General features: G+C 53.4%; 15 protein-coding genes, 1 tRNA gene and 1 pseudogene. 10 read left to right on the top strand and 7 right to left on the bottom strand.

Annotated elements, in window-relative coordinates:
• Positions 1–189: 189 nt before the first annotated feature.
• The 5 genes from ALO_RS05455 to ALO_RS05475 all read right to left on the bottom strand — a co-directional run bounded on the left by ALO_RS05455 (position 190) and on the right by ALO_RS05475 (position 4,948).
• Positions 190–615, bottom strand: coding sequence for a VOC family protein (locus ALO_RS05455; protein WP_004093722.1), 426 nt, complete (start codon positions 613–615; stop codon positions 190–192).
• A 337-nt stretch (positions 616–952) separates the two neighbouring features.
• Positions 953–1,174 (bottom strand): SymE family type I addiction module toxin, encoded by a 222-nt coding sequence (locus tag ALO_RS05460; RefSeq protein ID WP_004093726.1) that lies wholly within the window; start codon positions 1,172–1,174, stop codon positions 953–955.
• 963 nt (positions 1,175–2,137) lie between these two features.
• A tRNA-Arg gene (locus ALO_RS05465) sits at positions 2,138–2,214 on the bottom strand.
• Positions 2,215–2,271: 57 nt separating this feature from the next.
• Positions 2,272–3,570 (bottom strand): NPN-dependent 2-hydroxyacid racemase, LarAH10 family, encoded by a 1,299-nt coding sequence (gene larAH10 / locus ALO_RS05470; RefSeq protein ID WP_004093730.1) that lies wholly within the window; start codon positions 3,568–3,570, stop codon positions 2,272–2,274.
• 88 nt (positions 3,571–3,658) lie between these two features.
• A complete protein-coding gene (locus tag ALO_RS05475) occupies positions 3,659–4,948 on the bottom strand; it encodes an MFS transporter (protein WP_004093731.1) in 1,290 nt (429 codons plus the stop codon).
• A 381-nt stretch (positions 4,949–5,329) separates the two neighbouring features.
• Here ALO_RS05475 and ALO_RS05480 point away from each other — a divergent pair, with 381 nt between their 5' ends.
• From ALO_RS05480 to ALO_RS05490, 3 genes are read left to right on the top strand one after another with little or no spacing between them, the layout of a single operon-like run.
• A complete protein-coding gene (locus ALO_RS05480) occupies positions 5,330–6,556 on the top strand; it encodes an ArsB/NhaD family transporter (protein WP_004093733.1) in 1,227 nt (408 codons plus the stop codon).
• Between the two features lie 21 nt (positions 6,557–6,577).
• Complete coding sequence (locus ALO_RS05485) at positions 6,578–8,287, top strand: DNA repair helicase XPB (protein WP_004093735.1); 1,710 nt, start codon at positions 6,578–6,580, stop codon at positions 8,285–8,287.
• Positions 8,288–8,322: 35 nt separating this feature from the next.
• Positions 8,323–10,077: a helicase-associated domain-containing protein gene (locus tag ALO_RS05490; protein ID WP_004093737.1), complete on the top strand. Its 1,755-nt coding sequence runs from the start codon at positions 8,323–8,325 to the stop codon at positions 10,075–10,077.
• Between the two features lie 99 nt (positions 10,078–10,176).
• On the opposite strand, the gene hydE is transcribed toward ALO_RS05490, so the two are convergent.
• On the bottom strand, positions 10,177–11,220 hold the full coding sequence (gene hydE / locus ALO_RS05495; RefSeq protein ID WP_040292834.1) for a [FeFe] hydrogenase H-cluster radical SAM maturase HydE: 1,044 nt from the start codon (positions 11,218–11,220) through the stop codon (positions 10,177–10,179).
• 171 nt (positions 11,221–11,391) lie between these two features.
• Here hydE and ALO_RS05500 point away from each other — a divergent pair, with 171 nt between their 5' ends.
• The 6 genes and pseudogenes from ALO_RS05500 to ALO_RS05530 all read left to right on the top strand — a co-directional run bounded on the left by ALO_RS05500 (position 11,392) and on the right by ALO_RS05530 (position 16,584).
• A complete protein-coding gene (locus tag ALO_RS05500; protein WP_004093743.1) occupies positions 11,392–12,036 on the top strand; it encodes a C40 family peptidase in 645 nt (214 codons plus the stop codon).
• A gap of 139 nt (positions 12,037–12,175) precedes the next feature.
• Positions 12,176–12,421, top strand: coding sequence for a hypothetical protein (locus ALO_RS05505; protein WP_004093745.1), 246 nt, complete (start codon positions 12,176–12,178; stop codon positions 12,419–12,421).
• 311 nt (positions 12,422–12,732) lie between these two features.
• Positions 12,733–13,839 (top strand): aminofutalosine synthase MqnE, encoded by a 1,107-nt coding sequence (mqnE, locus tag ALO_RS05510; protein WP_004093747.1) that lies wholly within the window; start codon positions 12,733–12,735, stop codon positions 13,837–13,839.
• The gene (locus tag ALO_RS05515) at positions 13,829–14,656 is read left to right on the top strand and encodes a menaquinone biosynthetic enzyme MqnA/MqnD family protein (RefSeq protein WP_004093749.1); all 828 of its coding nucleotides are present in this window, start codon (positions 13,829–13,831) and stop codon (positions 14,654–14,656) included. The genes mqnE and ALO_RS05515 overlap by 11 nt, the downstream gene beginning before the upstream one ends.
• Position 14,657: 1 nt before the next feature.
• Positions 14,658–15,733, top strand: a pseudogene (gene mqnC, locus ALO_RS05525) (cyclic dehypoxanthinyl futalosine synthase).
• A gap of 2 nt (positions 15,734–15,735) precedes the next feature.
• Entirely contained in the window at positions 15,736–16,584 is an 849-nt protein-coding gene (locus ALO_RS05530) for a phosphorylase family protein (protein WP_004093754.1), read from the top strand.
• A 109-nt stretch (positions 16,585–16,693) separates the two neighbouring features.
• Here ALO_RS05530 and ALO_RS05535 read toward each other — a convergent pair whose 3' ends face one another.
• Positions 16,694–17,668: a 2-hydroxyacid dehydrogenase family protein gene (locus ALO_RS05535; protein ID WP_004093756.1), complete on the bottom strand. Its 975-nt coding sequence runs from the start codon at positions 17,666–17,668 to the stop codon at positions 16,694–16,696.
• Between the two features lie 283 nt (positions 17,669–17,951).
• Here ALO_RS05535 and ALO_RS05540 point away from each other — a divergent pair, with 283 nt between their 5' ends.
• Positions 17,952–18,287 (top strand): hypothetical protein, encoded by a 336-nt coding sequence (locus ALO_RS05540; protein ID WP_004093758.1) that lies wholly within the window; start codon positions 17,952–17,954, stop codon positions 18,285–18,287.
• Positions 18,288–18,304: the final 17 nt, after the last annotated feature.

Genomic DNA, 18,304 nt, shown 5'->3' on the forward strand with positions numbered 1-18,304 from the left:
AGCAATTCGACCGCTTTGTTGTCAAATTGCTCTAAACGACAAAAAAGGCTTTGCGAAATCACTCGCAAAGCCTTGATATATCTATGTAAAAATGGTGAAAAAAAGTTTTTGCAGATACCGTAAATTATCTTACCAATTAAACTCGTATTCACAGGAATATCGTTAATTTCCTCTCAATATTGTGATTTTTTATAGCAATGCAAAATGGGCACTCTCGATAATTGATTTCATTTGACATAAGCAAAAAGGATGTCCGGCGGGATCAAGCATAACTCTCCAATTATTAGAAAATTGCTCATCTGCGATGGTTGCTCCACAATGGATTGCATATTGAACTGCTTTTTCTAAATCATTAACCGCGAAGTCTATATGTGCCATTTGCTGTTGAGCTTCAGGTTCTGCCGGCCACACAGGCGGTTTATACTCAGGATTCCGTTGAAACAATATCCCGGGATATGTTCCCTGATTGGTTCCCGGAGCGTATACACATGCCCAATCTTCATCGATAAACATTACTTCCCACTTGAGCAACGCCGCATAAAATTTTGCTAATTTATGCGGGTCTTTGCAATCCACTGTAAATGAGTACATTTTTATTTTCAATTCATCATCCATAATGCTAATCCCTCCCAATATAAATAATCTACACTACAACTGCCTGTTTAGCGCCGTGATGCAATAATATCTTTAAACCCATACTTTTATTATTTAACCGATCTATTGCTTAATCCATTTCAGAGTGAATAATATACTGTTTTAGAGTCTCTAGCCCCATTCTCAATTCATCCAAGTGCCTGTAGATGAAAGAGCAATACGCAGGCACTGGCTGGAAGATGCTTTCCCGCTAAGGAACCGATCGAAATGAAAATGCAAGCTTTATGGTCTCTCTGTTTTGCACTTATGGGAGCATTATAGACCGGTGTGATACCATGACAAACGGCGGCGGGGCATTTCAGCGGACAGACCCCGCCTTTTCCTTTTCGATCATTGCATTGGTCGCAGCTTTTATGAGCAAAACCCCGCTGTGTTCTTCGACCACCACTTTATTACCGCTTTGAAAGCCAAGATCCTCAAGCCATTTTCCCTGCAGCCGGATAAGCGGCCGCTGACCTCTACCACCCGGGTATGTGTAATAGACTGTTAAAACACGCGGATTCTCTGCTTCGCCGGACAAACTATATACCCCCTATCCTAAGCAGCTGCAGCAAAGCCTTCTATCCTGGCCAAGCACTTGTGGGCAGCTTTTATATAGGGGGAAATTAAAGCGCATGCGAGGTTCTTATACCCTACACATGCGCTTTACATCGTCGTATGCTAAATCCCCATACCAATGAGCCAGGACTACCTAGCCCTCAACAGAAAAGCGGTCAGAAAATATGTAAGCGAATCGCCCTTCCGTTGACAGTGTATCGGGAATAGGCTTCATCTTCTGCTGCATGCAGTCGCACAGCCCGCTCCCGCCTGCCGGCACCTCCATTACACGCAGCGCCTCGCTTGTATTCAAGCGGGCGACATTGTATAATAAAAATGTCGTCGTGGACAGCTTGACTGTTACGTGTAAGTGCTTAACCACCTGCGCGGGCCTGGAAGTGTTCCTGCACTTTCAGGTCACGGTGACTTTAATTTCCACCTAATGTTAATTATAGCTCATTTCAAACGAATTGCAAGTAAACTACGCCCCACAGGCAGGGATTTTTCCCCGACTGATTGCATATTTTCCTGTCTCTGGGTATAATATAAGAAAAGGACTGACGTGCGCTAACACGCCAGCCCCCACAGGCTGTCTAACCGGAAAACGGTTAGCCCAAGTTGACGTTATTTAAGAAATAGTCGCCATCTGAGCAGGGGCGGCTATTTCTTTTTGGTCGTGATCAATACCATGAGAGTGGCAAATGCAACCGCAAATGTCAATGCCTCATAGATACTCATCCTACCACCCCCTTCCTAGAAAGGAAGGAGCTAACCGTCCCCCGAGCAGCCTGTGTTTTTAGTATAGCATAATTTTCCTGGAGATAAAAAGAAAATTTCCACTTCTTGTTTGCTGTAAAATCGTGCCTCCTTCACTAAATGAAGCGGCCTTTTATTGCGTAAACAAAAAAGGCTTTACGAAATCCTCGTAAAGCCCTTGATATACCTATGGCGACCCCGGCAGGATTCGAACCTGCGACCTTTTGATTCGTAGTCAAACGCTCTATCCAGCTGAGCTACGGAGTCTTGTAAATTGATTACTTATATAGTATATCGAGATCAGTACAGGTTGTCAATGTTTTTTTAACCTTTATAAAGCGGTACGGTATTCGCCGCGTGTCCCATGACAGTAATAGTATAGTCCTCCCGACCGAGTTTTTCTTTGGCGATGGCCAGGGCTTCTTCGGCGCTGGTAGCGGGAATCATGCCGGTTTTCTTGATAAAATCGACATTCTCCGGTTTGGTGACAACAATCAGAGGATTTTCCCGGGCGATCACAGCGCATTTGAAAGCCACGAAACCGGGGATGGTGAAATTCTTCCGCACAGCCTTCTCAAAATCCAGCAGGGTCGGGTGTTTGAACCAGTCGCTGAATTCAGGCGGCTCGGCGATGTCACGGCATTCCATGAAGCAGATGATCACGCCGTTGGGTTTGGCGGCCATGTAGGCATTATCAATAGTCTTGGATCCCTGATACAGATTGATGTCTTTCGGGAATCCGCCGGAGGAGGCAACCACCAGGTCGGCCTTTTCGGCAATGGGAATACCGTAGATCCGTTCCACTTCCCGGCAGCCTTCTTCCCAGGCAGTTTTCCAATGGCCGGCCACAAAGCGGGCAAACTGGCCTTCCGGCGTGTATACGCTGTTTACTAAGAATGTCGGTTTGGCCAGGGCGGCGATTTCCAGCATGTCTTCGTACATGGGATTGCCTTCTTTCAGACTGGACCCGACTTCCGAGCTGATTCCTTTGCCTACTTCCTTGTGCATGCACAGCAGGTGATTGCCCTGGATGCTTGTATAGGCGCTGATTCCCGGCATGATGGACTTGCGGCCGCCGCCAAAACCGGCCATCAGATGGTAGACGATGCCGCCGGTCAGAATCACCTTATCGGCCTCAGCCACCCTCTTATTAATATAGGCTTCCACACCCCGGCTGGTTTTGCCGATATAGGAAAGGCTGTTTTTGTCAAAAGCGTCATGCTGGTAAATCTTAACCCGGCGGCAGACTTCCTTGCCGTATACCGCTTCATCTTCCTGAGGCGTATGGGCCCGGTGCCCGCCTAAGCCTACGACGATAAACATATCCGAATCCGGTACGCCGGCGCTGTTCAGTTCATCCAGCAAGGCGGGCAGGAATTGTTCGTACTTGATCCAGGCGCGGGTAATATCGCTGCCGATAATGGCGACTTTATCGCCCTTGGCTACCAACTTCTTCAATGGCGGCGAATCAATCGGATTGCTCAGAGCTTGCCGTAAAGCGGCAGGTACGTCTGTAATCGGCTGCGCCGGCTGCCCTTCGATTTCGTTTATTATTTTTTCCGCCGGTAAGGCGAATTTCACGGTTTGACTGCCAAAGCCAAATTCAACAATTTTATCAGCCATGTTCATCCTCCTTTATAGTGACACCTGACCGAATCATTGCGGCTTACTAAAATAGATTGCCCGCCGCTCATTTTCCCGACTAATTGGCTTAGTATTTTTGCCAGCTCAACACCAGCATTGCCAACCCGGCTAACACAGCCAGGCTCACCAGGAATAACAGACCTCCGAAATAGGAACCGGACAAGCTGATGAACCATCCGATTAAAACCGGCGAAAAGGCTGAACCGCCGTTGGACAGGCCGTTCATCATACCGGCGCCGGCGCCGACGGCCTTACCGGGAACAATCAGCTGCAGCAGCGACCAGGAAGGAGGCAGAGCTCCGCCGATCAGGGCGATTCCCAGTGACAGATAAATGGCGCTGGTCCAATTGTCAGCGGCAACGGCGCCAAGATAAATAAATACGGCTGCGCCAAAATGGCCAATAGCCATAAAGGGCGCTTTCCGGCCCAGCCGGTCAGACAAGTGGCCCACCAGGAGAACGCTCAGAGTTCCCATGACATACGGCAGAGCCGACAGGGCGCCCATCTGGGACCAGGAGAACCCCCGGGCAACCTTGAGGTAGGAAGGAAGCCAGGCCATCATACCCCACCAAATACAGGCAATGACGAAATAATTAAATGTCACCAGCCAGAAACGGTAGTTGTAAATGAAGGATTTTAGCCGTTCCGCCAAACTGGTCACCGGTGCGGCGGCTTCGGCCTCAGCCTCGGCTTTAAGAGCTGTCTCAATATAGTCCAGTTCAGCCTGATTGACCATCTTGCTGTCGCGAGGACGATCAGCGGTGAAATACCAAATCAAAAGCAGTGGAACCATGCCGAGAGCACCCAGCATATAGAAGCTAAATCGCCAGCCCGTCTCAGCCACGATAGCAGCCAGTACCGGCATAGCCACAGCCGGGCCTACCATCAGACCCAAGAGCCAGACTGAATTAGCTTTGCCCCGTTCGGCGGGAGGAAACCAGCTTTTTACAAAAGAACTCTGCATGGGCCAGTGCATGCCTTCGCCAATGCCCAAAACCACCCTGGCTGCCAGCATAACGGCGAAACTGGTGGCCATACCGCCCAATAATACCGCGACCGCCCACAATAAGATGGACAGGGCCATGGCTTTACGGGGTCCCATGTAATCACCCAGAGGACCGGTCACTACATTGGCCACGCCATAGGCGATCAAAAAGAGGGTCATTAATAATCCCATTCTGACCGGTTGGTCTTTAATCCCCATATCACCCAGAAACGTGGGATCGGCTACCAGTACCGACACATTGACTCGATCCAGATAAGCCACCATCAGGGTAAAAAAGAGAATTAGGACTAACATAACACGTCCTTTGGTGGGTTGAATCGGATTCACGCCGGGAGTGGTTTGTGTGCTCATGTTCATGCCTCCTTATTCTTTCTAAAAATATGTCCGGTATAACTATTCAGAAAAAAGATAACCCCAGCGGAAAGTCGTACAATACGACCTTCCGCTGGGGTCTTTTATACCCACGGTGTAGCGCTTCGCTGCGCCTGTGCCGCTCGGTTCGCCGGCTTTACGCCGCGGATCCCTAGGCACACTCGTCTGGATTATCATCTTTGTATACCGTATACATTTTATTATATGCCGGCCATTTATTGTTTGTCAAGCAGCTTTTGCCCGCCCGACCTGCCGGGTGCGGCCCCAGGCAGGAATCATTCCTCCTGCAGCGAATACTTTAGACTATAATTTGCTCTCGGTTTAAACAGCTTGAAATGCAGCAAAGAGAAGGGGTTACCCATGCAGCCAATGATCTTCCTCGCCGCCGTCATCCTGACCGGCACTTTTGTCGTCTTTGCCCTGGGCAAAAGCCCTTTCTTCCGCGTAGACCGCGCCGGAGCGGCGATTATCGGCGCAGCGCTTACCATTGCCAGCGGTATTCTGACCTTTGACCAGGCCACACAATTCATTGACTTTCGCACGATTGCCCTGCTGTTCTCGATGATGATTCTGACTGCCTACCTGAAATTGTCCGGTTTTTTTCAGTGGGTAGGCAATCTCATGCTGACGCGGCTCCGAACAAAAAATCAGCTTCTGGGGGCTGTAGTTGCCGCAAGCGGGATGCTTTCGGCGCTTTTTGTCAATGATATCATTTGTCTGTTGTTTACCCCTATCGTTTTGATTATCTGCCAAAGAGCCCAGCTGCCGCCGGTCCCCTACCTGATCGGCGTAGCCACCGCCTCCAATGTGGGCAGCGCCGCCACTTTGATCGGCAACCCGCAGAACATGCTGATCGGCAGCTTATCCCGCCTGTCTTTTGTTCAGTACCTGATCGTCGCTGCTCCTCTGGCCTTAGTCGGTCTGGCAATCAACTACTATCTCATCCGCTTCTTTTACCGGGATGCACTGACCGGTCCCTTAACGGCCGGACAACTGACAGGTGTGGTCTATCACCGGCATCTGGTGAGGAAAAGCCTCTGGGTCACCGCCTTTATCCTGACCGGCTTTGTCACCGGCTGCGAGCCGGTGGTCGTAGCCGGTCTGGGAGCCGCTTATCTCCTGATTACCCGCCGCCTCAAACCGAATAAGGTTTATGCCAGCATTGATTTTAACCTTCTGGTTATCTTTACCGGCCTGTTCATCGTCATCGGCGGAGTGGAAAAAAGCGGTCTCATGGGTTGGCTGATGGAGCGGCTGTCCTTTATCGATTTTTCGATTTTCCCCTTGTTTGCGGTCCTGACCCTTGTTCTTTCCAATATCTTCAGCAATGTACCGGCTGTGCTGCTGCTGAAGTTTTTCATTCCGGCAACCGATATTAGTGGCGTCTGGTGGTCTGGCATGGCGATATTCAGTACCTTCGCCGGCAATCTGACCATTACCGGCTCCATCGCCAATCTGATTGTGGTGGAAATCGCCAAACGGGAACACGTCTCCATCGGTTTTGTTGAATATATGCGCATCGGTCTGCCCTTGACGCTTTTAATCAGCGCCATTGGCTTGGTTTACTTCCAGCTGTTTTATCTATAATCTTTCCAGGAGGACACCCTAGTGTATAATCCTGCAAATCCCCTCATTATCCAAAGTGATTTTTCCGTTTTGGCAGAGGTCCATCATCCGGAATTTGAGACCGTCCGGGTTGACCTGGCAGTGTTTGCCGACCTGGAAAAAAGCCCGGAGCATATTCATACCTATCGCATTACCCCTCTGTCACTTTGGAACGCAGCCTGCGCCGGCCGTAAGCCGGAGGCGATCATAACCTTTCTGGAACAGAACGCCAAGTTTCCTTTACCGGACAACATCCGCCGGGAAATCGGCCATTACATGGCCCGGTATGGGCTGGTCAAGCTCCTGGCCCAGGCGCCGGATATTTCCGCTGCCGGGCTGGGCTTTGACCTGCCGACAGACGAATATCTATTTTTATATTCCCATGACAGTCCTACGATTACAGCCATTGACAGACAAAAAGATATCCGGAAGCATCTGGCCGGAAGGCTGAATGAAAACACCCTGTTAGTGCCGGCCGGCAAGCGGGGCATCATTAAGCAGGCACTGATCCGCATCGGCTATCCGGTGGAAGATCTGGCCGGCTACATCGAAGGCGAACCCCTGGCGATCCACTTGCGGGAAACCACCGCTGCCGGTCAGTCCTTCGGCCTCAGACCCTACCAGAACGAGGCGGTCAATATTTTTCACGCCAACGGCCTGGCCACCGGCGGTTCCGGCGTGCTGGTCCTTCCCTGCGGCGCCGGCAAAACCGTCATCGGCCTGGGGGTTATGGCTCAGGTCCAGACCAATACGCTGATTCTGACCACTTCTACTACGGCGGTGCGGCAATGGATCCGGGAACTGCTGGATAAAACCTCTTTGACGCCTGATGAGGTGGGTGAATACTCCGCCGACCGGAAAGATGTCCGGCCGATAACGGTAACCACCTACCAGATGATTACCTACCGCCCGGAAAAAGACGGTCCTTTTCCCCATTTTCAGCTGTTCAACAGCCGGCCCTGGGGCTTCATCATTTATGATGAGGTGCACACCCTGCCGGCGCCGGTCTTTCAGGTTACCGCCGAACTCCAGGCCAGGCGCCGCTTAGGACTGACCGCCACTCTCATCCGGGAGGACGGGCGGGAGACGGATGTGTTCACCCTGATCGGGCCGAAAAAAGTGGATATCCCCTGGCGGGAGCTGGAGCGGGACGGCTGGATCGCACCTACTGTCTGCAGCGAGCTCCGCGTTCCTATGAGCCTGGACCTGAGACTGGAATGCGCCCAGTCAGGCGATAAAATCGCTTATCGCCTGGAAGCCGAAAATCCCGCCAAACTGGCGGTGGTCAAGGACTTGATCGCCAATCATCAGGGAGAAAGCATCCTGGTCATTGGCCAATATATCAAACAACTGGAAATTCTGGCGGCAGAGTTGAACGCGCCGCTGATCACCGGCAAGACTGCTTCGGCCAAACGGGATGAACTATATGAGGACTTTCGTCAGGGCCGGATTCCGTTGTTGGTGGTATCCAAAGTGGCCAATTTTGCCATTGATCTGCCGGATGCCTCGGTAGCCATCCAGGTTTCAGGAGCCTTTGGCTCCCGTCAGGAAGAAGCCCAGCGCCTGGGCCGCATCCTGCGCCCCAAGGCCGATGGCCGCGGCGCTTATTTCTATACCGTGGTTTCCAAGGACTCCCGGGAGCAGGAGTTTTCCCACCATCGGCAGTTATTTCTGACAGAACAGGGGTATCAATATATTATTCGCGATGTCTGATAGGATTCGCTGATTCGCTAAAGGAGGGTGGAATCTTGGGCGCAAAAACAATATCTTTGACAGCTGACAAATTGTATACGCTAGAGGATCTTTACGCCTTGCAACCCGGCATGTTGGAGCCCCTGCTGCGCCTGTTTCAGATCCCCTACTGGCCCCAGCAGGATATTGTCAAACGGCTGCGTCAGAGCATGATGAACCTGGTCAGGCTGTCGGCCTTCTTTCTCAGGCTGACGCCAGATGAGCAGCAGGTATTAAGATTTTTGACCGGTCATCCCGGCAAAACGATGGAAATCGGCGTTTTGCAGCAGCAATTTGCCAAACCGGTTCTGCCCATTCTGGGCCAGCTGCAAAAAGCAGGATGGGTGATCGTAGCCGCTCCGTCTCTGGCTCTGCTGCCGGAAGAACTGGCGGCCGGCATACCATATATTGACTCGCTGCGCCGCTTCATCATGGCTGAAATTGAGCCTTCCCGGCCGGCCACTGCCCCGGAGGGTCAGTGGCTCCATGATTTGTATGAGTTGGCCGCCTATATTTATGTAGAAAGACCCAAACTCACCGCCCGTCGGATCATCACCAAAACAGCTCTGCGGCAAATTGTGGCCCGTTTAAGTCCCGGCATAGCTGCCGATTGGGAAAAGGCTCCTGCCAATCAATATCCGCCGCGGCTGGAACTGCTGCTGGACTTTTTGGAACAGTCCGGCATCATCTCCCCCCAGGCCGATGAAGACGATACGCAGCGGCTGCTGCTGCATGAAGCCAAATGGCGGCAATACCTGGTCCTTCCTTATTCGAGAAAACTGCTGTGGCTGTGGCGCCACTGGCTAAAAGCCCTGGCCTACTCCACGCATGAACATCTGGATTATGTCCAGAGCCTGCTGAGCGCCGGCCTGGAGCAGCGGCGGCAATGGCGCACAGGCGCAGCTTTGTTCCTGCCGATGATGGCGGCTAAAAGGCGTCAATATCTGGATGCCTTTGACACGGAATGCTCTTACTACACGCTGCTGTTTGAGGCTCTGCACTACCTGGGATTCTTTGAAAAAACCACAGCTGAGCAGCATACTCCCTGGTCCCAGCAAAACTCCCGGCAAAGCCGCCCTTTCTGGCGCCTGAGCCCGGTGGGCGAATCCCTGGCCCGGTGGTGGCCTCATCATGCCGGCCGCAAACAGATGGAAATTCACCGCCTGATTCATACGGCAGGACAAACGGAAAAAATTCTGCCGGAGGTTGAGAACCTGCTTGCCGCCTGGGACTCGGCAGCGAATCAGGGAACAATTGGCCGGGACCTGATCATCCAGCCCGATCTCTCTTTTTTCCTGCCCCGGGCTGCCGATCCGGAATTATTATGGCTGTTAGCCGTGTTTACCGCCGGCCAGGTCCAAGATTACCTCTACCAGGGAAGATTCTCCCGTGACCGGCTGATTGCGGCGCAAAAAGCCGGCGGCAGCATTGACCAACTGTTGGCTAAGCTGGAAGAGTTCAGCAAATCCCCCATCCCGGATAATGTCCGGCAGATGATCCTCACCTGGGGGGCGGCCTTTGACCGGACTCTTTTGGCCCGCTGCCTGATCCTGGCCTGCGAATCTGAGATCATGGCGCAAGAACTGCTGGCCCAGTCTAAACTAGCCAACGCGGTCATTGGCCGGGCTGGCCCCCAGGTCCTCCTGATCCGACCGGAATCAGAGGCCGCGGTGCGCCATTGGCTGGACAAAAAAGGCTGGGTGCCGCGCCACGGCGTCCATGATGGGCAGGAGTTAGTCAGCTGGCTAACTCGAAAAGGAGGGGACCGTTGAAAAGGGCCCTGGTTCGAGGCCGCAGATAGTTTGAGACATTTTATAATAATGAAGCCGCGATTCCGTCTTGGGATCGCGGCTTTATTATTATAATCACTATCATATTGCGTTATGAGAGGAATTACGCTGACGAAATCCGTGAGTCGTCGCGACTGGGCGGCCGATGGCTGCGATTTTACCGGTAATGCAGGAGCGGCAGTGGGCCGGCGTATCATTGACGCAAATTTTGCCGGGATATAGCTGATACCATTGCCGGTATTCGCCTTCGGTCACGTTAGGCATAACCACATTGGCGCCGCTCTGGAGAGCCAGTATCCGGCCGTTAGGGTGCAGGGTCTCCATCGCCGTTGTGGCCGGGATATTGCTGTAAGGCAGCAGCAGGCGAATCAGGGCCATAACCTTCATACTCAGAATTACATCGCCGCCTTTTGCCGCTGCCAAAGGCGTGTCGGGATGGGGAATGAACGGTCCGATCCCGATCATATCCGCGTCAAGAGCCCGAAAATACAGGATATCGTCAGCCAGGGAAGCCATGGTCTGTCCCGGCAGTCCTACCAGACAGCCGGTCCCCACTTCATAACCCAGGGTGCGCAAATCGTCCAGGCACCGCACCCGGTTGGCCAGCTCCATGCCGGGATCCAGGTCTTCGTACAGCTGCCGGTCGGTCGTTTCAATCCGCAGGAGATAACGGTCGGCGCCGGCTTCCCGGTAGGCTTGATATTCGGCGAAGGATTTCTCGCCAATACTCAGAGTAATCGCCAGACCGAACTCCTTGATCCGGCGGACCACCGAGCAGATTCGCTCCACAGTAAAATATTCGTCTTCTCCCGACTGCAAAACCACGGTCCTATAGCCATAAGAAGCAGCTTTGGCTGCGAAGTCCACAATCGTATCTTCCGCCAGCCGGTAGCGGCGCACATGGGGGTTATCCCGCCGCAAGCCGCAATAGCAGCAGTTTTGCCTGCAGATATTCGAAAACTCGATCAACCCCCGCAAATGCACCTCATCGCCCACATACTGCCGACGCACCTTATCGGCAGCCCGGAACAAGGCATCGTTGCAGCCGTCATCATTCAGGATCAATTCCAGCTCATCACGGGTCAAATAATGGGCTGCCGCTGCCTTGTGAATCAGAGGCGCCATGTTCGTCGTGGCTATACTCATATATCTCACCTGCCTATTTTTTATTATATTCTTTGCCGCTCTAATCTTTTCCTCTCCTGCCATCCTGGCAATTTTTTTACATTGTCGAATTTCACCTGATATGATATGATAAACACATTATGTAAACTAATGAAACAGGAGGCTCGACGAATGCACAAATGCAAATTACCGATTACTTTCGTGCTGCTATTCAGTCTGAGCGTCGCCCTGCTCGTGCCGGCTACACCTGCCTACGCCTTTTCGATCAGCGATCTTTTGGGACAAACATCAAAGACTCAGGCTTCTTCCGGCTCGGGCGGAAGCATAATTGATGTTTTGCTGGGCCTGTTAATTGGCTCCTTATTCAACAATCTGAGCCAATCGGATGACAAACCGGTTCGGGCCAATGACACTTTAGGCGCGACAACGAATTCCAAAGGCGCCGCTAAGACCGGCCTGGCCATTGTGAATACGGCTCAGAAATATATGGGCGTCCCCTACGTATGGGGAGGCTCGACTCCGAAAGGGTTTGACTGCTCCGGCTTTACCCAATATGTAATGAAGCAGCATGGTATCACCATTCCCCGTACAGCGGCCGAACAGTATAACACCGGCGCCAAGATCAAGGAATCCAACCTGCAGGTCGGTGACCTGGTCTTCTTTACCACCTACAAACCGGGGGCTTCCCATGTAGGTTTCTATCTGGGAAACCGTAAATTCGTCCACGCCGGTTCCGGCGCAAAACAAGTCACGATTTCCTCTCTGGACGAAAATTATTACAAATCAAGATACCTGGGAGCACGCCGGTATATCTGACAACGCGCTCCCTTCTCACAGTTAAAAGGCTGCATGCGCTTATTCAAGCGCATGCAGCCTTTTTTTGTCTGTTACAGCGGGAGCATCTGCCGCATCTTCGTCATATTATCCATTAAAGAGCATTGGGGAGGGACTTCCTATGTCACGTCTTCTGGCGGCTGCAGCCTTTATTCTCGTCAACAGGATGCGAACCGCCGTCCTTCTTCCGAAGCCGGTTTCAGCCGGAGCGGCCATAGAAACCGGCCAGGATGTATCCCCGGAACAGCCGGTCAACTTAAACCAGACGTGGGAGAGGTATGGCAGGCCGGTCCGCTATACAATAGAATCCAGCAGCTCGCAGACCGGCTGGCATGTGCTTCTGCCCCATCAACCGGACCGGCTATAACCGTCATTCATAAATAGTCTTATTCACACGAATCTTCGGGTTTTAGCCGCAGGAGTTCTCCTGGGGTCTGTCAAGAATTTTGTGCTTTTTCTTTTTCCCGTTAACGCAGATGTGATTTATTCCTTTCCGGGAAGGCAATCAATAGCTGTGGCGTCGGCAGTCTGTGTCTGGGCCGGAAACAGTCCGGAAGAGGGCCGCACCAGAAAATATTGGAGGAAAACCTGGTATAAAGGCGAATAAGGTTAGAGGAACAGGAAATTTGTAAATAAATACCTTTCCGAAAAGAAATTTTCTCGAGGAGATTGGAAACCATGAACCAAGATTTAGCGACAATTGCAGAAAAAGTGGCTCGCGGCGAGCGCCTGACCAAGACGGACGGCTTGCTGCTGTACGAGAGCCAGGATCTGCTTTGGCTGGGAAAGTTGGCCCGGCAGGTAAAGCAGAGAAAGACAGGAGAGCAGGTATACTTTAATGTGAACCGGCATATCAATTTGAGCAATATCTGCATGTCCCGCTGCAAGTTCTGCGCGTTTGGCGTGGACAAGGACGCCCGGGAGGCTTATGTGATGGACCCCGAGCGGGTTATGGCAATCGCCGGCCAGGCGGCGGCGCTGCCGGATTTGACGGAATTACACATCGTGAGCTCCCTCCATCCGGATTTGCCCTTTGCGTATTACCTGGATATGATCCGCCGTTTGCATCAGGCCCATCCCCATCTTCACATCCAGGCTTTTACCGCGGTGGAAATCGCTTATTTCGCCAAAATTTCCGGGATGTCCGTCCAGGCAGTGCTGGCGGCTTTAAAAGAAGCGGGGCTGGGGTCGCTGCCGGGCGGAGGCGCGGAGGTGTTCAGCCCGCGGGTCAGGGCGGAATTATGCGCCAAAAAGGCCAGCGGCGAGGAATGGCTGGAAGTTATGCGCACCGCCCACCGGCTGGGGCTGAAAACCAACGCCACCATGCTGTATGGCCATATTGAGACCGTTGAGGAACGCATCGATCACCTGCTGGCCCTCCGGGCCCTTCAGGACGAGACCGGCGGCTTTCAGTCCTTTATCCCCCTGCCGTTTCACCCGGAAAATACCCGGTTGTCCGAGATCCGGCGGACGACTGCCTGGGAGGATTTAAAAACCATTGCCATCGCCCGCCTGATGCTGGATAATTTTGCGCACATCAAAGCCTTCTGGATCATGCTGAGCGTGCCTTTGGCCCAGGTATCCCTGACTTTCGGCGTGGACGACCTCGACGGTACGGTGATGGAAGAAAAGATTACCCATGCCGCCGGGGCCAAGACTGCCCAGGGGATTACCAAAGAGGACTTATTGAAACTGATCCGGGAGGCGGGGTATGTCCCGGCCGAGCGGGATACGGTCTATAATGTGCTCCGTACCTACGAAGGGAGTGTGGCCGGTGCGTCCTAGAGTCGGTCATATCCAGTTTCTCAATTGCTACCCTTTGTATTACGGCTTAGTGAAAAACGATGTGCTCCTGGATGTGGAATTGACCAAAGGCACGCCGGCGGAGCTGAACCGCTGGCTGCCGGAAGGGCGGCTGGACATTTCGCCCATTTCCTCTATTGAGTACGCCCGCCATCAGGACGATTTGCTGCTGCTGCCCGGCCTGTCTATCAGCTGCAACGGGCCGGTCAAATCCGTTTATCTGGTCAGCCGGCGGCCGATTGCCGGCCTGGACAAGCAGCCCTTAGCGCTGACCAACACTTCGGCAACCTCCCAGGCCCTCCTGAAGATCATCCTGAGGGACCGCTACCAGCTCGGTCCGGAATATTTCACCTGCCCGCCGGAGCTGCCGGACATGCTGCGGGAAGCGGAAGCGGCCCTGCTGATTGGCGACCCTGCACTGCAGGCCGCTTACCGGAAATCCGAAGATCTGGCCTTGTACGATCTCGGGCAGGAATGGCTGGCGATGACAGGACGGAAAATGGTCTTTGCCGTCTGGGCGGTGCGGCGGGAGTTTGCGCAAAATCAGCCGCAGCTTGTGCGGGATGTGTGCCGCTCCCTGCTCGGATCGATGCGCTACAGCCTGGACCGGCTGGGCACGGTGGCCCGGGAGGCGGCGAAGTGGGAAATCTATGACGCTGCCTTTCTGGAGGACTATTTTCTGAGCCTGGAGTTTGATTTCAGCGGCGAGCAGCAAGCGGGACTGCTGGAATATTATCGGCGGGCCCATACGCTGGAGGTTTGCCCGCCGGTAACCCGGCTGAATTTTGCGGAGGTATAACATGGACACAAAGGTTGACCTGGCGGCGATTGCAAACGGGCGCCGCCTGGAACCGCCGGCGGCGGAAGCTCTGTTGAAGTCAGGCGACATTCTGGAACTGGGGGTGGCTGCCGACACAGTGCGGCAGCGCTTTCACCCCGGCGATACCGTGACGTTTATTGTTGACCGCAACATCAACTACACCAATATCTGTGAGAGCGAGTGCCGTTTTTGCGCTTTTTCCGGCAGCCCGGACACGCGGCGGGATATGTGCTGGACCATGAGTCCATCTACGCCAAAATCGCCGAGGCGGTGGCGGCGGGAGCCACGCAGATCATGCTCCAGGGCGGCCTGAATCCTGCCCTTGGGCTTGACTATTTTACCGGTCTCTTTCACGGCATCAAGGAGCGGTTCCACATTACCGTCCATTCCCTGTCTCCGGCTGAAATCGACGCCATTGCCCGGCGGGAAGGGCTGAGCCTGAGCCAAACGCTGACCCGGCTTCAGGCTGCCGGACTGGATTCCCTGCCGGGAGGCGGCGCGGAGATCCTGGAGGATGCGGTGCGCCTGCGGGTCAGTCCCCGCAAAATCAGCGCCAGCCGCTGGCTGGAAGTGATGCGGACGGCGCATCAGTTAGGGATCGCATCAACGGCCACCATGGTCATTGGATTGGGCGAGTCTTTGACCCAGCGGGTGGAGCATCTCCGGAAAATCCGGGAGCTTCAGGATGAAACAGGCGGGTTTCGCGCCTTTATCATCTGGTCCTTTCAGCCCGTAAACACCGCCCTGGGCGGCGAGAAGGCCTCGGCCTGGGAATATCTGCGCACCCTTGCCATGGCACGGCTGTTTTTGGACAATATCCCCCACATACAGGGATCATGGCTGACTCAGGGGCAGCAGACCGGGCAGATAACCCTGGCTTTTGGCGCCAATGACCTGGGCAGCATTATGCTGGAGGAAAATGTGGTGCGGGCGGCAGGAGTCGCTTATGAAATGTCGGTGGCGGCGATGGTCCGGATGATTCGCGCTGCCGGCAAAATCCCGGCGGAACGGGATACCTGCTACCGGATCATCCGGTGCTTTGAGGAGGGGAAATAAATATGAATATGACGGTACCGGCAGCAGCCTACGCCGTGATCGGCGGTTCAGGAACGCTGGGGACGGATTTTCCCGGCGCTTTGAACCAGCCGGATGTAACAGTTCTGGAACAAAATCTGGTCTTTGATACCCCGTACGGTACAAGTCCGGCCTTTACCCTGTTTACCCTGGGGGATAAACGGGTCTTGACCTGCCGGATGCACGGCTGGCGGTCCGGGGTCGGCCGGGCTGACGCCTCCCGTCAGCTTTTCTGGGTGCTGCGAGAAGCGGGAGTCAAAAAAATCATTGCCGAGGGCGGCGTGGGCAGCATCAACCACCTGTTAGACCTCCGGGATATTGTCGTGCCTACCGATTATATCGATCAGTCCGTCCGGAAGGATGTGGGGCTGGAAGGCCATTATCTCCTGGTGATGCGGCAGGCAATCTGCCCGGATCTTCACCGCCAGCTGGTGACTGCGGCCGGGAACCAGCCCCTGGGGAGAGTGTTCCCCCGCGGGGTATATATGGTTACCGATGGGCGCCATTTTGAGAGCCCGGCGGAAATTGCCATGTACCGCGGCCACGGCGACATTGTCGGCCAGAGCCTCTGCCCCGAAGTATACCTGGCCCGGGAGATCGGCGCCTGTTATGCGGGCGTGTACCTGGTAGTCAACTACGGGGAAGGAGTGGTCAAGGATTGGCGGCATGCCGACCTGGCCGATATTTTCCAGCAGGACGCGCCCCGGATGGGACTCCTCGTGCTGGATGCCCTGCGGGCTGCGGACGCCACCCAGACATGCGGCTGCCCGGCATTGCGCAAATCGACCTTATTGAAGAAAGTATACGGCGGCAAAGACAGCAGTTCTGATTAACTCTCCTTCTTTCGGGTCCGTCGCTAAATCCAGATGTATCAAAAATGACCCCTCGTACCAGAATGATTCTGGATACAAGGGGTCACTTTCCTCTAGACCGGTATAGCAGTCATTCGTATATCGTTTTATTCACACAGGTCTTGGGCTTTTCCCCGTTCAGGACGGCGATAATGTTGCCGGCGGCAATCTCGGCCATGGCGTTGCGGGTTTCCACCGAGGCATTGCCCAGATGGGGGCAAAGGATCACATTATCCAGTTCCTCCAGCCCCTGGGTCACCTTCGGTTCAAATTCGTATACATCCAGAGCGGCGCCGGCAATCGTTTTGCTGCGCAGAGCCGCAAGCAAAGCTGCCTCATCCACCAGCGGCCCCCTGGCGGCATTGATCAGATAGGCGGACGGTTTCATACCGGCCAGTTCTTTGGCTCCGATCATATGTTTAAGGGAAGGATGGAAACTCAGATGCAGTGAAAGGAAATCCGCCTGCCGGATCACTTCTTCCAGGGGTTTGTATTCGACCCCCAGGGTCTTTTCCTGCTCAGGGTTCAGCCGGGTGCGGTTCCAATAGATAACGGGCATGTCAAAGCCCTTGGCTCGCTTGACCACGGCCTTGCCGATATTTCCCAAGCCGATAATGCCCAGGGTCTTACCCGTGACCTCCACCCCCAGATGATACAGAGGCGCCCAGCCGGTAAACTTACCGCTCCGGGTGGTTTTATCCCCCTCCACAATCCGGCGGGCGATGGCGATAAGGAGCCCCATGGTCAGATCAGCCGTGGCTTCGGTGGATACGGCCGGCGTGTTGGTTACCGGAATCTTGGCGGCAGTAGCCGCGGCTACGTCGATATTATTAAAACCGGCGCCATAGTTAGCGATAATTTTTAAATTCGGATTTGACCGGATGACTTCGGCGTCAATGCTGTCGGACAATAGGCAGAGAAGCGCGTCTTTTCCCGCCAATCCGCTGATGATTTCCTGCTTGGTCAATAACCGGGTATCCTGATGCATGGTTACCGTGAACTGCCGGGACAACAATTCATAGGCCACTTGCGGTATCAGTCCCGTAATAAAAACCGCTGGTTTCATCTTCCGTCACTCCTTATTCTACTGAATCTTTCAACAGTTGCTTGCTAATCTCTTTCAACGTTGTTTGATCCTAATCCTGCGTAATCATAATTCTCAATAATATTCTAAGACAGAGATAGGACTTAAGGCCCATGCCCACTTAGCCTGGGCAGTGTATAATAATTTAAAAAGGCGTAAAATCTGTCGAAGTTTATAAAATGATCGTTTATTCTACAAAAAAGCAGTCTTTTAGCAAGCTAAAAACTCTTTATTCACTGATAATCGAACTAATGAGGTGTGTGCAATGAAATTAATGAACTGCCCGCTTTGCGGGGTGCTTTATGTCGACAACTGGAAGGGCATTTGTCCGGACTGCAACAGTCAGCAGGAAAAGGACATTGCCATTATCCACGACTTCATGAACAGGCTGGATCGGGATTCTGCTTCCGTATTTGAAATCGCCGAAGCAACCGGCCTTAAAGTGAAAACCATCCTGGAATTCAATAAAGCCGGCAAATTATACGGCAGTTTCAGGATCACCTATCCTTGCGAAAAATGCGGCGACCTGATTTCCCGCGATCGACTTTGCAACAAATGCAAAAGTGATTTGCTGAAACCCAATCCTGATCGCCTGATTTGATCAGACATCAAAAAAAA

The sequence above is a fragment of the Acetonema longum DSM 6540 genome (assembly GCF_000219125.1).
Taxonomy (GTDB): domain Bacteria; phylum Bacillota; class Negativicutes; order Sporomusales; family Acetonemataceae; genus Acetonema; species Acetonema longum.

Excerpts from the sequence above, each read along its gene's own strand:
- mqnE (WP_004093747.1), top strand. The coding sequence starts at position 12,733 with ATGAACCAAGATTTAGCGACAATTGCAGAAAAAGTGGCTCGCGGCGAG.
- ALO_RS05475 (WP_004093731.1), bottom strand. The coding sequence starts at position 4,948 with ATGAGCACACAAACCACTCCCGGCGTGAATCCGATTCAACCCACCAAA.
- ALO_RS05505 (WP_004093745.1), top strand. The coding sequence starts at position 12,176 with ATGTCACGTCTTCTGGCGGCTGCAGCCTTTATTCTCGTCAACAGGATG.
- hydE (WP_040292834.1), bottom strand. The coding sequence starts at position 11,220 with ATGGCGCCTCTGATTCACAAGGCAGCGGCAGCCCATTATTTGACCCGT.
- larAH10 (WP_004093730.1), bottom strand. The coding sequence starts at position 3,570 with ATGGCTGATAAAATTGTTGAATTTGGCTTTGGCAGTCAAACCGTGAAA.
- ALO_RS05500 (WP_004093743.1), top strand. The coding sequence starts at position 11,392 with ATGCACAAATGCAAATTACCGATTACTTTCGTGCTGCTATTCAGTCTG.
- ALO_RS05530 (WP_004093754.1), top strand. The coding sequence starts at position 15,736 with ATGAATATGACGGTACCGGCAGCAGCCTACGCCGTGATCGGCGGTTCA.
- ALO_RS05480 (WP_004093733.1), top strand. The coding sequence starts at position 5,330 with ATGCAGCCAATGATCTTCCTCGCCGCCGTCATCCTGACCGGCACTTTT.
- ALO_RS05455 (WP_004093722.1), bottom strand. The coding sequence starts at position 615 with ATGGATGATGAATTGAAAATAAAAATGTACTCATTTACAGTGGATTGC.
- ALO_RS05535 (WP_004093756.1), bottom strand. The coding sequence starts at position 17,668 with ATGAAACCAGCGGTTTTTATTACGGGACTGATACCGCAAGTGGCCTAT.
- ALO_RS05540 (WP_004093758.1), top strand. The coding sequence starts at position 17,952 with ATGAAATTAATGAACTGCCCGCTTTGCGGGGTGCTTTATGTCGACAAC.